Source organism: Synergistales bacterium, assembly GCA_021736445.1.
Taxonomy (GTDB): domain Bacteria; phylum Synergistota; class Synergistia; order Synergistales; family Aminiphilaceae; genus JAIPGA01.
The window spans coordinates 1-15,519 of the sequence record JAIPGA010000058.1; the positions used below are offsets into that span (position 1 = coordinate 1).

Genomic DNA, 15,519 nt, shown 5'->3' on the forward strand with positions numbered 1-15,519 from the left:
CTACCTCTTCGCCGGCGGGATGTGGACCGCCGCGCCGCGGACGTCCAGGGCAGCCTCGCGGACCGCTTCGCCCAGGGTGGGGTGGGCGTGGATGGTCTCGATGATCTCGTCCGCCGTGGCCTCCAGGCGGAGCGCCAGGGCGGCCTCGGTAATCAGATCGGTGGCCCGCGGTCCGGCCATGTGCACACCCAGGACCTCGTCGCCTGCGGCGTCCACCACGAACTTGACCAGACCGGCGGTATCGTCCATGACCACCGCCTTGCCGCAGGCGGTGAGGGGGAAACGCCCCACCTTCACGTCGTAACCCTGCTCCCGGGCCTGCTCTTCCGTGAGGCCCACGGAGGCCACCTCCGGCGAGGTGTAGAGGCAGGCGGGGGCGGTGCGCATATCCACGACAGCGTCGCCGCCCAGGGCGTTCTCCGCCGCCGCCTCGCCCTCCGCCGAAGCCACGTGGGCCAGCATCAGGGGATTGGCGCAGTCCCCCACGGCGTAGACGCCGGGGACGGTGGTGGCGCAGCGGCCGTCGGTCCTGACGAAGCCCTTCTCGACAGCCGCGCCGATCGCCTCCAGCCCAAGCCCTTCGGTGACGGGCCTCCTGCCGGCGGCCACCAGGAGCCTTTCGGCGGTGAGCTCCAGCGTCTCGCCTCCGGCCTCCACGGCGAGGGTGACGCCCTCTCCGCCGTCGCCGGCGCGCCGCACGGCGGCGCCGGTGTGGAAGCGCACGCCCTTTCTGGAGAGAGCCCGCCTGACCACCTGCACCAGCTCGGGGTCCATACCGGGGAGGATCTCGGGCAGCATCTCCACCACGGTCACCCTGGTCCCCAGTCCGGCGTAGATGGAGGCGAACTCCACACCGATGACGCCGCCCCCGATGACAGCCAGCGAAGCGGGCGGCTCCTCCAGTGAGAGGGCCTCCTCGCTGGTGAGATGCGCCACGCTGTCCAGCCCCGGGATGGGCGGCACGGCGGGGGACGACCCGGCGGCGACGATCACCCCGTCGGCGGTGATGGTCTCCTCGCCGTCGGCGCCGGCAACGCTGATGGTATGGGCATCGACAAACCGCGCCACACCCTCGGCCACGCTGACGCCGTTGGCCTTGAGGAGACTCCCCACACCGCCCACCAGTCGGGAGACCACCCGTTTTTTCTGTTTCATCAGGCCCTTCCAGTCCACCTCGGCGCCCTCCACCCTGAGACCCAGTTTTTTGCCGCCCTTGACGGCCTCAAGGAGCTCCACGGTATGCAGCAGCACCTTGGTGGGGATGCAGCCCACGTTGAGGCACGTACCGCCCAGCCATCTCCGCTCCACCAGGGTCACCTGCGCACCGAGCTGCGCGGCGCGGATGGCGGCCACATACCCGCCGGGGCCGCCGCCGATGACCACCAGGCGCTTCCGCCTCTCCGGCGCGGGCTCCCCCGCGGTTTCCGGGCCGGGTGCGGTGGCCCGGGGGTCATCCCCAGATTGGGAAGCCCCTTGCGTTCCTGTCTCCACCGCCTCATCCGGTGCGGCGATCACCGCCAGCGGCGCTCCCACGGGAACGGTCTCCCCGGCCTGCACATCGATCCTGGCCAGGATCCCCCCGTCGGGGGCTTCCACCTCGTAGGTGAGTTTGTCGGTGGCCACCACCAGGATGATCTCCCCCTTGGCCACCCTGTCGCCCTGGTTCCTGCGCCACTCGGTGACGGTTCCCTCATTCATGGTGAGGCCCAGTTTGGGCATGGTTACGTTTGTCGACATCGTATTCCTCCCGGTTGTGATACGCCGCAGACCGCTTCCGCCCTTGGCGGCCGCGGCCTGCGGTTTCGTTGTCTTCTTCCTGTCTCCAGGAGCCCTCCGCAGTCCCGGTTCAGACCAGCAGCAACGACGGGGTCTCCAGGAGTTCCCTGAGCCGCTGGAGAAAACGGGCGGCGTCGGCGCCGTCTACGATCCGGTGGTCGGCGGTCAGACAGAGGGTGCAGAGGGTGCGCGCCACGATCGCGCCCCCTTCCGCCGCGGGACGCTCCTCCATGGCGGTGAGGCCCAGGATGGCGGCCTCCGGGGGGTTGATGACCGGCGTGAAGCTCCGGACACCGAACATCCCCAGGTTGGTGAGGGTGAAGGTGCCGCCGGTGATGTCATCCATGGTCAGCGCTCCCTCCCGGGCCCGATGGACCAGGTCGTCGGTGGCGGCGGCCACCTCGGCCAGCGTCCTGGCCTGCACGGCTTTGACATTGGGAACCACCAGCCCGCCCTCCACGGCCACGGCCAGGCCGATGTTCACATCATCCTGGAGGACAAAGGCCTCCTCTTCCAGCCGGGCGTTGCAGAGACGGTGTTCGCCCAGAGCCTTGGCCAGCACCTTCATCACGATGTCGTTGAACGAAAGCCTGGCGCCCTGCTGCTCGACAGCCCCTTTCAGCCGGTTCCGCAGCTCAATGAGACCGGCGCAGTCCACATCCGCCTGGTAGGTCACGCCGGGGATCGTCCTGTTGCTCAGCGACATCCGCTCGCCGATGACCTTGCGCATCTGCGAAACGGGGATCCGTCGTTCGCCGGGCCGCTCCCCGGCCTCCTGCGCCACCGGTTCCGGGTCCTGCGGCGTCGTCTGTTGCCCGGCTGCGGCGAGGACATCCTCTTTCCTGATACGGCCCTCGGCCGGGATGGAAGCCAGATCCAGACCGTGCTGTGCGGCCAGCTTGGCCGCCGCCGGCGTGGCCTTGGGAACGCGCCCCGTTCGCTCTTCCAGATAGCGCAGGACGTCTCGGTGCACCGTCCGGCCCAGGGGACCGCTGCCGGGGATCTCCTCCACCGCCAGACCGTGTTCCCGGGCCAGCTTCTTGGCCAGCGGCGAAGCGCGACGGGGAGACCAGGCCTGCAGCACGTCGTCCCTGGTGACGGGGCCCTCCGCCTCCGAAGAACTGACGGCGGCCAGGTCGATCCCCAGGATCTCCGCCCACTTTTCGGCCGCCGGGGTGGCGCGTGCATCTCCCCCCACCGGTTGCGCAACATCCAATTTCTTGCACCCCTCCGGGGCCGATGGTCCCGGTCTTGTCCCGACGGCGGCTGTCCCGGTTTCGGTCCCCGGGGCCTCCGTCACAGCCTCGTCGATCGGTTCGCCGGCCGCGGCGACCACCGCCAGCTTCGCTCCCACCGGAACGGTGTCGCCCTCTGCCGCCAGGATCCGGGCGAGCTCCCCCTCCGCCGGGGCCTCCAGTTCGTAGGTGAGTTTGTCGGTGGCGATATCCGCCACGATCTCCCCCTTCTCCACGGCGGCGCCCTCGGCGACGCGCCAGGCGGTGACGGTCCCCTCGTTCATGGTGAGGCCCAGCTTGGGCATGGTGATGAAGGTTGCCATCTGCGCAATTCCCCCTTCACGGTCTAGAGGCCTTCCCGGCGACCCCGGGATTCCCGTTTCCTCCTGTCATCGCCGCCGCATCGCGCATCCCCGGCTACAGCCCCAGGAGATGGGGCAAAAAGGTGGACAGCTGCGGGAAGAGCACCACCAGGGCCAGGGCGATAATGGCCGAGACAATCAGCGGGACAGCCGGTCCGCTGATGTCCTCGATGGTCAGCCCGCTGATGTTGGCCCCCACGTAGAGGTTCACCGCCACCGGCGGGGTCACCTGGCCGATGGCCAGGTTGATGGTCATCATCACGCCGAACCAGATGGGGTCCCACCCGAAGTGGGCCATGATAGGCAGCAGGATGGGCAGGAAGACGTAGTAGATGGAGATGGCGTCCAGGACCATCCCCGCAAAGAGAATGATGACGTTGATCATCAGCAGGATGACGATCGGCGAATCGGAGACCGCCAGCAGCAGCCCCGCCGCCTTGTCGATGAGCCCCACCGTGGAGGCCACCCAGGAAAAGAGCCCCGCGCAGGTCACCACGAGCATCACCACCGAGGTGGAGAGCACCGTGGCGCTGAGGATCTCGTACATGGTCCGGAAGGTGATGGCCCGGTAGACGAAGACCCCCACGAAGAGACCGTAGAAGACGGCCACCGCCGCCGCCTCGGTGGGGGTGAAGATGCCGCCGTAGATCCCGCCGAGGATGATCACCGGCGTCAGCAGCCCCCAGAAGGAGTCCTTGAAGGCATCCCAGAGCTCCCGCGGACCGCCGGATTTCTCGCCGCGATAGTCGTGCCGCCGGGAGATCACAAAGACCGCCGCCATCATGCAGAGCGCCACCAGGATGCCCGGGACAACCCCCGCCGCGAAGAGCGCCGGTACGGAGACGTCGGCCACCGCGCCGTAGACGATGAAGGCGATGCTGGGGGGGATGACGATGGCCAGCCCCGAGGAGACCGACACCACCGCGGCGGCGAAGGGCTTGTCGTAGCCCGCCGCGGCCATACCGGGAATGAGAATGAGGCCAAGAGCGGCCACGGTGGCCGGTCCGGAGCCGCTGACCGCCCCCCAGAAGGTGGCCACGCCCACGGTGGCGATGGCCAGACCGCCGGTCATCGACCCCACCAGGTGCTTGATCAGCCGGATGATCCGCCTGGCGATCCCGGCCTTCTCCATGATCACCCCGGCGAGGATGAAGAAGGGGATCGCCAGCAGCGGAAACTTGGCGATGCCGGCGTAGAAGTTGTAGGACATCATCTGGTAGCCCATGTTCCACTGCCAGGCCACGAAGACCGCCGCCGAGCCCAGGCTGATGGCGATGGGTACCCTGATCAGGAGAGGCCCCACAAAGAGAATGAGCGCCCAGAGTGCCGGATCGTTGAACAATTCGCTCATACCCTGCCCCCTCTAGTATTCGTCGTTGCGGATCGTCTCGACGCCGCTCTGGATCAGCCGTATGATGACGAGAATGGAGAGCAGCGGCGTGGCGATGGTGTAGTAGTACACCGGAATGGCCAGCGATTCGGTGGTCACACAGAGCGCCACCTCGTCGCAGACCTCCCGGTAGCCCAGATAGGCCAGCACGCCGAAGAAGACGGCGGTGAGACCGATAAAGAAAAGATAGCAGCCAAGCCGCAGCCCCCTGGGAAATCGGTTGTAGACAAAGCTCATCGCCAGATGCCCGCCCCGTTTGAACGCCATGGCCGTCCCCAGCAGCACCAGCCAGACGAAGAGATTCACCTCGATCTCCTCCGTCCAGGCCAGGGACATATGGATGAAATAGCGGGTGACCACGTTGACGAAGGCGATGGTCACCATCACGGCGATCATCACCGACCCCACCAGCTCCTCGAGATTCCTCCAGATCCGTAGTGCCATTGCAGACCCGCCCTTCCGCAGACAGAGGCGGAGCGGAGACGCCGCCTCCGCCCCGCTGCCTTTGCAACATCTAGTAGTCGGCGTTCGCCATGTCCTCTTCGGCCGCTTCCACCAGGTCCTCCCCGATCTTTTTCTTCCATTTGGCCCGCACGTCGGCGGTGGCCTCCTCGAATGCCGCCAGCTGGTCGGCGTCGAGCCGGGAGATCTGCATGCCCTGTTCCTCCATGTATGCGTAGGGATCGGTGACCTCGGGCAGCATCCCCAGACTCTCCAGATACTCGTAGGATTCACCGTCGTCCAGACCGATCCGGGCCACAGCCTTCTGGTACCTGGACGCCTTCCGGGCGCACTCCATGATGATCTCCTGGTCCTCCTCGGTGAAGCTCTGCCACACCCGGGGATTCGCCGCGTACATCAGCGGGTCGATCACATAGTGCCAGTCGGTGAGGTAGCTGTGGTAGTTCCAGATCTTCACGGGAATGAGGATCCCCATGGGGTTCTCCTGGCCGTCCACCACACCCTGCTGGAAGGCGGTGGTGGCCTCGCTCCAGTTCATGTTGATGGGGTCGGCCCCCAGAGCCTTGAAGGTATCGATGTAGATGGGGCTGCCCACCACCCGTATCTTCAGATCGTCCAGATCCTCCGGTGCGGCGACCTCCCGCACGCTGTTGGTGAGCTCGCGGAAGCCGTTCTCCCCCCAGGAGAGGAACTTGACGCCCTTGCTCTCGATGGCGTCGATCATCATCTGCCCCGCCTTGCCCTGCTCCACGGCGTCCATGGCCACGAAACGGTCGGGGTTGGAGGCGATGAAGAAGGGAAGCCCCGGCAGGTTGAGCTCCTTCACCTGGGGCGACCAGTTGATCGTCGAGGAGAGGGCGAAGTCGATCACACCGTTGCGCACCAGCAGGAATTCCGAGGTCTGCTTGCCCGCCATGAGCTGGGAAGAGAAGTAGACCTTGATGTTCACCCGGCCGTCGGTCTCCTCCCGCACCAGATCGGCGAAGTAGGTGGCGCCCTTCCCCCAGGCCGTCACCGCACCGGGGACAACGCTCATCTTGTACTCCGACTTGTAGGCCGCAAAGGCCGGAAGGGCCACGACCGCCACCATCACCGCCGCCAGAAGAATCAGTAGTGCCTTACGCATGGTTCATATACCTCCTCATACCGTACTCACACTGTAGCTCTGTCACTCCGGGCCGCCGCACATTCCTTTCCCATGACCACCCCCCTGCCGGACCTCCCTTGCCGGGTATCCTACCACGGTCTCCGGAAACACGGCTTTGTTCTCCGTCAGACCACCAGCTTCCGCTGCGCCGGTGTCGGGAGGGAACCGCCGGTCATCAGGCTGCGGGTCGCGCCGCAGATCTCTTCAGCCGTCACCCGGTAGGCCTGCTCCAGCGACCGCGCGAAGGGAACGGGGGTAAAGGGCGCCCCGATCCGGACAATGGGCGCGTCCAGAAAGTCGAGCCCTTCCTCGGCGACCAGAGCGGCCACCTCGCTGCCCACACCGCCCTGCTTCACCGACTCGTGGGCGATGACCAGCCGGGAGGTCCCGGCCACCGACTCCAGAATGGTCTCGCCGTCGATGGGCGAGATGCTGCGGAGATCCACCAGCTCCACGCTGATCCCCTCCTGTTCCAGCATCTCCGCCGCCTCCCTGCAGGTGTTGAGCATCCTGGAATAGGAGACCATGGTGACATCGCTCCCCTCGCGGACCACCTGGGCCCTGTCCAATGGGGTGAGGTACTCCCCTTCGGGGACCTCGCCGCGGGTGCTGAAAAGCGCCTTGTGTTCGAAGTAGACCACAGGGTTCTCGTCGCGGATGGCGCTCTTGAGCAATCCCTTGGCGTCGACGGGCGTGGAGGGCGCCACCACCTTGAGCCCCGGCACGTGCTGGAACCAGGCCTCGATAGACTGGGAGTGCTGGGCCGCCGCCTGGTTGATGAGCCCGTCGGGAGCCCGCAGCACCATGGCCACATTCTGCTGGCCGCCGAACATGTAGTGGATCTTGGCCATCTGATTGTAGATCTCGTCCATGCACACCCCCATGAAATCGGCGAAGTGCATGTCCGCCACCGGGCGCATCCCCGCCAGCGCCGCCCCCACAGCGCTGCCCACGATGGCCGTCTCGGAGATCGGCGTGTCCCGCACGCGCTCCCCGCCGAAGGTGTCGTACAACCCTTTGAACTGGCCGAAGATCCCTCCCTGTCTGGCGATGTCCTCACCCATCACGAAGACCCTGTCGTCCCGGGCCATCTCCTCTTCCATGGCCTCCAGCGTCGCCTGGGAGAAGGTAATCGTCCTCATCCGTTCCGCCCCCTTATACGTAGAGATCCTCGTAGAGTTCCGAGGGATCCGGCTCGGGCGATCGCTCGGCGTACTCCACAGCTCTTGAAACCGCCGCCTGCGACTCCTCGCGGGCCCGATCCATCTCTTCGGCGGTCATCAACCCGGCCGCCAGCACCCTGTCGGCGAAGATCCGCAGCGGATCGGTCCTCCGGAAGACCTCCCGCACCTCTTCACGGGTGCGGTACATCTCCGGGTCGCCCACATAGTGCCCCTTGATCCGGTAGGTCTTGCACTCCAGCAGCGCCGGACCGCCGCCCTCGCGGATGGAGGCCGTCAGCTCCCCGGCGGCCTCGTAGACCGCAAAGACATCGTTGCCGTCGACCACGACACCGGGCATGTCGTACCCGGCGGCGCGGACAGCCACATCCTCCACGGCGGTGGTGGTGCGGTAGGGCGTGGTGGAGGCCCACTGGTTGTTCTCGCAGACGAAGAGCACCGGCAGCTTCCAGACCGAGGCCAGGTTGGCCGCCTCGTGGAAGGTCCCGCGGTTGGCGGCCCCGTCGCCGAAGAAGACCACCGAGACGCCCCTTCTGCCCTGCATCTGCAGCGCCAGCCCCGCCCCCACGGCGATGTTGTAGCCGCCGCCCACCACACCGTTGGCGCCGATCATCCCCACGCCGAAATCGGCGATGTGCATGGAGCCGCCCTTCCCCTTGCAGTATCCCGTGTTCTTGCCGAAGATCTCGGCCATCATGGGCTCCAGCTCCGCGCCCTTGGCGATGGTGTGGCCGTGGCCGCGGTGGGTGCTCTGGATGTAGTCCCCGCCGTCCAGATGAGCCATCACCCCGGCCGCCACGGCCTCCTCGCCGATGTAGAGATGGACGAATCCCGGGATCTCCCCGGCGAAGAAGAACTCCTCCACCTTTTCCTCAAAGCTCCGTATGGTCACCATCACCCGGTACAGCTCGCGCAGCGTCTCGGCGTCCCAGGCCTCCGGCGGCCGCGACGGCTCCCGCTTCTGCAGCTCCGACATGGCACCCTCCCCCTTTGTGCTTATGCTATGGGCATAAAAAAAGGCCGATGAACACCCTCTCAGAGGTTCATCAGCCGCATCTTGCCGCCTTTCAGGTGTACATCCATCTCCCGCGCCGCCGCCTCGCCGTCGCCCTTCTCCAGAGCCTGGAGAATCCGCCGGTGCTCCTGATGGAACCGGCTCATGTTGTCCGGTACCTGGAGGATGGAGAGATTGGCCAGGTAGATCCGCTCCCGGAGGTTCCGCATGAAGCTGGTGATCATCTCGTTGCCGTAGAGGGTCAGCAGATATTCGTGGAATTCCCGGTCGCTCCGGACAAAGCCCCCGGCGTCAAGGGGATCGAGAAAACCCGATTGCTCCTCCACCATACTCCGGAGCCGCTTCAGGTCCTCCGGCGCGACCTGGGAGGCCACCTCGCGGACCACGAATTCCTCCAGAGCGATCCGGAGGTCGTAGATCTCCCGGATATCGTCCACGGAAATCCGCTCCACCACGATCCCCCGGTTGGGGTAGACCCTGAGGAATCCCTCCATCTGCAACCGCTGCAGCGCCTCCCGCACCGGCGTGCGGCTCATCTTCAGCTCCCTGGCCAGGCTGCTCTCGGAGAGCTCCCCGGCGCCGGACAGCTCTCTGCTCAGAATCATGGCCTTGATGGCCTCGTAGGCCCGTTCCTTCTTGGACTGTCCCATGGGCTCCTCCATACGAGCTGCATGCAACCTGCATACCGGCTTCTCAGACGCAGAAAGTATAAATTTATCGGAACATTCTGTCAAGCCTGCCGTTGCGGATGACGCCGCCACAACCCGAGCGGCGGGAACGAAAAAGACGGGCCAGTTCCGGGTTGTCCCGGTCTGGCCCGTCCGCCGTTCCCCTGGTCTGTCGGCAGGATTGCCGGTCGTCAGCGCTTGGTGTTGATCTCCCCGGCCTTCTCCAGGGTCAGCTTGGCCAGCAGCGGCCCGGCGAGCTCGTGGATGATCGTGGCGCCGATGACAACGCTGAGGATCACCGGCCCCAGGTCGCCCAGCAGGTGGTGCTGCCGCATCAGGAGCGCCAGGCCCACCACGATGCCGCCCTGGGGGATCAGCCCGAAGGCGGTGAAGCGCTTCACCTTCTCGTCGGCCCCGGCCAGCTTGGCTCCCGCGAAGACACCGGTGAACTTGCCCGCCGTCCGGAGCACGATGAAGATGGGGATCAGAACCAGCCCCGAGGCCAGCGCACCGAGGTCCAGGTGCATGCAGCTGACGGTGAAAAAGAGGACGAAGACCAGGTCCTCCAGATAGTCCTCCACCAGCGCGAAGAGCTGTCTGCTGTGGGAGCTGATGTTGGTCACCACGGCGCCCATCACCATGGTGGAGAGCAGCTCGTCGGCCTTCAGCACCGAGGCGCAGCCGAAACAGGCCGTCAGCGTGCCCAGCAGCACCACGATGAAGAGCCCCAGATGCTTGCGGGCCACCTCGAAGGCGCTGAGCAGATGCAGCAGCACGCCGAAGGCCACACCGAGCACCAGGGAGAGGAAGATGGTGATCAGCGGGTCGATCACCAGCATCACCGGCGACCCCGCGGTGGCGCCCGCGAAGAGCTCCTCCACCAGGGAGACGGCGATGCTGTAGTTGATGATGCCCAGAGCGTCGTCGAAGGCCGCCACGCCGAGGATCGTCGAGGAGACCTCGCCCTTGGCGTGGTACTCGTGGCTCACCGCCAGCGACGCCGAAGGGTCCGTCGGCGAAGCCAGACTGCCCAGCAGGAGCGCGAAGCCCACGGCCGGTCCCGCGCCGTGGATGCCGAAGATCTGGCCGAAGAGGATGAAGATGGCGCTGAAGCCCACCACAACCAGCAGAAAGGCGAACTCCGCTTCGCAGAGGGTGATGGTGAGGATGGATTTCCCCTGCTTCCTGAGCTTCTCCCACCCCAGGGTACCGCCCACCGAAAAGGTGATGAAGCAGAGCATGATATTGACCACAAGATCGGTATGGTCGACGAAACCCTGGGGGATGATGTGCAGCAGTGACGGATTGAGCAGGATCCCCGCCACAATATAGCCGGTGATCCTGGGAAGCCCCGCCGCACAGGCCGCCCAGCCCAGCCCATAGCCTACCAGCACAATAACGCCGAGAATCAACAGTCCGTTCACGGAACACCACACCTTTCGCACAGATAGGGGTCCCCACCGGGGAGACGAAAGAAGCCGACACCGCAGATGTGATTGATCATAGCAGAAATGGCAGGGAGACAAAAACACCGCTTCCCCGGGGATCCGGAAGACGCGAAAACCCGCCCCGTTGACGGGGCGGGCGTGAGAGAGAGGGGTAAAGAGGTTCCTTCGGTATGGTCATCCCATGGTGTGTACGGGAAGAGGATCACGTGTTCATGCTAACAAGCACTAGGGCAACTCTACCCTGCTCCGCCGCTCCTGTCAACAGCCCTGCCGAAGTCGGAATTGTCTGTCGTGTGTGCGATCACGCCTGCGCCCGCAGGCCCTTAGAGGAGGCACCCGACAGCAGGTGCGCCCACATTCCTGGTCTTCCTCTGGGGGCGTCCCGTCCGCCAACAGCCTCCGGCTCTGTCGCTACAGCTCCGTCCCTCTTCCGCGAAGCTCTTCGACAAGCCGCTCCAGCTGCCGCTCCACCTCCGGCAGATGGGCCCGGATCCGATCGATGTCACCGGACCGCCCGGCCTCCTCGGCAGCCAGGGCGGCCCGACGGAGTGCCTCGCCGCCGATGGTTGCGGCGATCCCCTTGAGGGAGTGGGCCTTCTTGCCGGCGGTCTGGCCATCGCCTTGCTCCAGGGCTTCCCGGAGCTCCCGGGCGCGGGCCGGAGCGTCTTCCAGAAAGACCGCGACGATCTGCCGGGCCGCATCGCGGTCCCCCTCCATATGGTGCAGGAAACCCGCGCTGTCCCAGACGAGCGGTTCCTCATTCCCGGCTTGCCCCTCCTCTGCGACGGTTCCAGCCGAAGACGGGAGCGGCTGCTCTCCCTGCACCTGCCTGTGTTCTCCCGATCCCGCAGCCGGCAGCCACTTCTCCAGCATGCGGGCAAGGTCCCGGGGGATGACGGGTTTGGCGATGTAGTCGTCCATTCCGGCGTCCAGACAGCGCCGGCGATCACCCTGCAGGGCGTAGGCGGTCATGGCGATGACGGGGATCCGGGCATCGCCGCGGCTCGCAGCGATCCCCCGTCTCCGGATCTCCCGGGCCGTCTCCAGGCCGTCCATGACGGGCATCTGCACATCCAGGATCACCAGATCATAGGGGGCGGCCTGCAGCGCCTTGAGGGCCTCGCCGCCGTCGGGCACGATATCGGCGCTCCGGCCCTGCCTGTCCAGCATGCTCGCCAGCACCTTCTGGTTGGTGCTGTTGTCCTCGGCCACCAGGATGCGCCCTGTCCGCTCCGGCGGGACGGGGGACACCCCGCCCTGGGCTGCCTCGGACCGCACCGGTTCACCCGGTCCGCCTCCCAGCGTCCTGGCCAGGGCCAGACGGAGTTCCCGGCGGCGCACGGGCTTGGAGAGACGGGCGTCGAAGAGCCCCCGCTGCTCCCGCAGGAGGAGGTGCTCGCTGCCCAGCGAAACGAGCAGGATCAGCTTCAGTCCCGCCAGCGGGGGCTCCGCCCGGATGGAACGGGCCAGCCGGCCGCCGTCCATACCGGGCATCCACAGGTCCAGAAGCACCGCCTTGAAGGGGTCGCCCTTCTCCCGTTCCCGCCGGAGGCTCCGCAGGGCCTCCTGTCCGTCAGCCAGTACGGTGGGCCTCATCCCCCAGCAGACGGTCTGCCTACTGAGGATCTCACGGTTGGCGGCGTTGTCGTCAACAACCAGGACCCGCAGGCCCGCGAGTTCGGCAGGGGCCTCTCTCTCCCCCTCGGGTTCCCGGGGCAGGCGCAGGGTGAACCAGAAGGTGGAGCCCTCGCCGGGGGTGCTCTCCAGGCCGATCTCGCCTCCCATCAGCGCCACCAGACGCCGGGAGATGGCCAGCCCCAGGCCGGTGCCTTCGCTCTTTCTGGTGGGAGAGCTGTCCCCCTGAGTGAAGGCGTCGAAGAGGCTTTCCTGCTTCTCCGGCGGGATGCCGATGCCGGTGTCGCGCACGGTGAACCGCAGCGACAGCGCACCTTCCTCTTCGGCCTCAACGGCGGCCCGGACCACCACCTCGCCCCGTTCGGTGAACTTGATGGCGTTGCCGGCCAGGTTGGTGAGGATCTGTCGCAGCCTCCCGGGGTCGCCCCGCACCACCATGGGGCGGCAGGGTTCGGCGGCGCAGAGGAACTCCAGTCCCTTGGCGTGGGCCTGGAGCGCCAGCGTGGCGCCCAGATCCTCCATGAGCTCCCGCAGATCGAAGCTTTCGCTCTCCAGGGTCAGCCTGTCGGCCTCGATCTTGGAGAAGTCGAGGATGTCGTTGATGATGTACAGCAGCGACTCGGCGCTGGCGCGCACGATCTCGGCGAAGCGCCGCTGTTCCTCATTCAGGCTGGAGTCCAGGAGCAGTTCGGTCATGCCGATCACGCCGTTGAGGGGGGTGCGGATCTCGTGGCTCATGGTGGCCAGGAAGACACTTTTGGCCCGGTTGGCGGCCCTGGCGGCCTCCTCGTCGGCCCTGAGCCGCTCCTCGGCCTTCTTGCGCTCGGTGATGTCCACGGCCAGGAGGGTGGCGCCGGTGACGCTGCCCCGGCTGTCGGTGATGGGATAGACCGTACGCTCTATGATGCGGCCGCTGGGATAGTGCGCCACGGCGCCAGCCCGCCCCCCCGTCTCCATGGCCTCCCTGGCCGGGCAGTCCGGACAGGGGGAGGCCCGGCCGTGGACGATTTCGTAGCACCGGCGACCCGGGAACCGCTCCTGGGGGATCCCCAGATTCCTGGAGACCGTCCTGTTGGCGAGCTGTATGGAGAAGTCGCTGTCGATCTGCAGGAGATTCTGGTTCAGGCTCTCCACGGTGTCGATCAGGAGTCTGCGGGAGTCGTGCAGCTTCCGTTCCGCCTCCCGCCGCGCGGTGATGTCCGCGGCCAGGATGGTGGCGCCGGTCACCCGGCCTTCCCCGTCGGCAATGGGATAGACCGTCCTGCTCAGGATGGTGCCGTCGGGGAGGGTCCGCGGGGCACTGGTCATCCGTCCTGTCTCCATGGCCCGTCTCGCCGGACAGTCCTCGAAGGGCTCCGTCCTGTCGTGGAAAAGGCGGTGGCATTTGCTGCCCGGGAAACGCTCCCCGGGAATCCCCAGTTTCTCCGACGCGGCCTCGTTGGCCAGCTGGATGGTGTGGTCGCTGTCGATCTGCACCACGATCTCCTCGATGCTCTCCACGGTCTCCATAAACTGTCTGCGGGTCTTGTGGAGCTCCCGCTCCGCCTCCTTGCGCTCGGTGATATCCATGTGGGTCCCGAAGACCCGGAGCGCTTCGCCCTCCTCGGTACGGTCGATCACCTTCCCGCGGTCCAGGATCCACGCCCAGCGGCCGTCCTTGCGGCGCATCCGGAACTCCGCCTCGTAGCGCTCCGTCTCGCCCCGGAGGTGCCGGGCCAGCAGGGCGTCGGCCTCTTTCAGATCGTCGGGGTGGATCAGGCGGTTCAGCGAGGAGAGCGGCCCCCCGGGGAGTTCCTCCAGAGTGTAGCCGAGCATGGCGGCCCAGCGGGCGTCATGGCGTTTTTCGCCGGTTTCGAGGTTCAGCTCCCAGGTCCCCAGGTCGGCCCCCCAGAGGGCGAGGTCCAGACGCTTGCTCTGCTCCCAGGCCGCCGCTTCGGTCTCCTTGCGGGCGGTGATGTCCGTTGAGGACCCAATGATACCGACAATGCGTCCTCCGTCGTCCCGCAGGGGGACCTTGTCGGTGCGCGCCCCCCAAGGCCATCCGGTGTGGGGATCGCCTCCTCCAATCCCAGCATCGGCGCTCCGGTTTCCACGATGCTGCGGTTCTCGCGGTCGAACCGCTCGGCCATCTCCCGGGGGAAGAGCTGGTAGAGCGAACATCCCCTCATCTCCTGGGGGGTGCGGCTCTGCGTTTGGGCGAAGGCGCTGCTGACCTGGACGAACCTGCCCTCCCGGTCCATCCAGAACACCATGGCGGGGATGTTTCCCAGGAGTGTCTCCTGGTCTTCCGCCAAGGCCTGCCACCCCTCTTCGGTCTCCTTGCGGGCGGTGATGTCCTGCAAAACGCCCAGCAGACGCACCGGACGACCGTTGTCGAACTGGGTGCGGCAGCGCGCCCACACCCAGCGCAGGCCATCGCCGGCAAACACCCGGAACTCCCCGGCGGCGACCGCATCGCTCTGCCCGGCGGTGCGCCACAGCTGCTCCACCCGCTGCCGGTCGTCGGGATAGACGGCCTCAAGGAAGTCCCCGAAGGTGTCGCCCAGCCTCTCCACACCTTCGGGGGCTCGGTCGGTCTCCCCGCTCCACAGCAGACGGTCCTCCTCGTAGCGATACTCCCAGCAACACAGACCGGCGAGCCCGCAGAATGCGCAGAGCTTCTCTCTCTCCGGATTTCCTTCGACGTCCTTCATGGTGTCCACCTCTTCCGCCGGAGGCCGCCCCCGGGCTGCCTCCTCCAGGCCGGGGGAAACCCGGGCAGCGCCACCGGCACGTATACAGCCATATCCTTGCGTCGTCAAAGCGAACGGTATGATGAAACCACTGCACCGATATACTGAAGCACCGTTCCCGCCTTGGGCAGGACAGGACGGGACACCGTCCCGGTCTATTCCGGCGGGTCGCAGCGCGAACAGGGGGTATACCCCTGCTGTTTGGACTCCTGCACCGACAGGGGGGTGGCGCTTTCGCTGAGGTAGGAGCAGCCGTTCCTCAAAACATGGACAAACATGACAATGCCCACACGTCACCCGAACGGTGCTGGTGACGGTTTGCGTGCGGGAATCGCACCCGCAGCAGACGGTACGGTCTCCCTCGTCGGGATCTTCGGTTGCTGTTCCGATCCGGAACGAGAGGATCGGCTCTCTTCCTGCCTTTTTGCCGACCGCCTGCGCGCTGCAAGCGCCGCTTCCTTTCGGGCG

General features: G+C 66.4%; 11 protein-coding genes. All 11 read right to left on the reverse strand.

Annotation, left to right across the window (positions count from 1 at the left end; translation table 11 throughout):
- Positions 1 to 1,737, reverse strand: coding sequence for a dihydrolipoyl dehydrogenase (lpdA, locus tag K9L28_08675; GenBank protein ID MCF7936401.1), 1,737 nt, complete (start codon positions 1,735 to 1,737; stop codon positions 1 to 3).
- 109 nt (positions 1,738 to 1,846) lie between these two features.
- Complete coding sequence (locus K9L28_08680; protein ID MCF7936402.1) at positions 1,847 to 3,334, reverse strand: 2-oxo acid dehydrogenase subunit E2; 1,488 nt, start codon at positions 3,332 to 3,334, stop codon at positions 1,847 to 1,849.
- 94 nt (positions 3,335 to 3,428) lie between these two features.
- Entirely contained in the window at positions 3,429 to 4,724 is a 1,296-nt protein-coding gene (locus K9L28_08685; GenBank protein MCF7936403.1) for a TRAP transporter large permease, read from the reverse strand.
- A 12-nt stretch (positions 4,725 to 4,736) separates the two neighbouring features.
- On the reverse strand, positions 4,737 to 5,207 hold the full coding sequence (locus K9L28_08690) for a TRAP transporter small permease (GenBank protein ID MCF7936404.1): 471 nt from the start codon (positions 5,205 to 5,207) through the stop codon (positions 4,737 to 4,739).
- 70 nt (positions 5,208 to 5,277) lie between these two features.
- A complete protein-coding gene (gene dctP / locus K9L28_08695; GenBank protein MCF7936405.1) occupies positions 5,278 to 6,351 on the reverse strand; it encodes a TRAP transporter substrate-binding protein DctP in 1,074 nt (357 codons plus the stop codon).
- Positions 6,352 to 6,497: 146 nt separating this feature from the next.
- Entirely contained in the window at positions 6,498 to 7,514 is a 1,017-nt protein-coding gene (locus K9L28_08700) for an alpha-ketoacid dehydrogenase subunit beta (GenBank protein ID MCF7936406.1), read from the reverse strand.
- Positions 7,515 to 7,527: 13 nt separating this feature from the next.
- A complete protein-coding gene (locus tag K9L28_08705) occupies positions 7,528 to 8,529 on the reverse strand; it encodes a thiamine pyrophosphate-dependent dehydrogenase E1 component subunit alpha (GenBank protein MCF7936407.1) in 1,002 nt (333 codons plus the stop codon).
- Between the two features lie 59 nt (positions 8,530 to 8,588).
- Complete coding sequence (locus K9L28_08710; GenBank protein ID MCF7936408.1) at positions 8,589 to 9,218, reverse strand: GntR family transcriptional regulator; 630 nt, start codon at positions 9,216 to 9,218, stop codon at positions 8,589 to 8,591.
- A gap of 209 nt (positions 9,219 to 9,427) precedes the next feature.
- On the reverse strand, positions 9,428 to 10,660 hold the full coding sequence (locus K9L28_08715) for a cation:proton antiporter (protein MCF7936409.1): 1,233 nt from the start codon (positions 10,658 to 10,660) through the stop codon (positions 9,428 to 9,430).
- A 435-nt stretch (positions 10,661 to 11,095) separates the two neighbouring features.
- A complete protein-coding gene (locus K9L28_08720) occupies positions 11,096 to 14,134 on the reverse strand; it encodes a response regulator (protein MCF7936410.1) in 3,039 nt (1,012 codons plus the stop codon).
- 44 nt (positions 14,135 to 14,178) lie between these two features.
- Positions 14,179 to 15,012: a PAS domain-containing protein gene (locus K9L28_08725; GenBank protein ID MCF7936411.1), complete on the reverse strand. Its 834-nt coding sequence runs from the start codon at positions 15,010 to 15,012 to the stop codon at positions 14,179 to 14,181.
- Positions 15,013 to 15,519 lie beyond the last annotated feature (507 nt).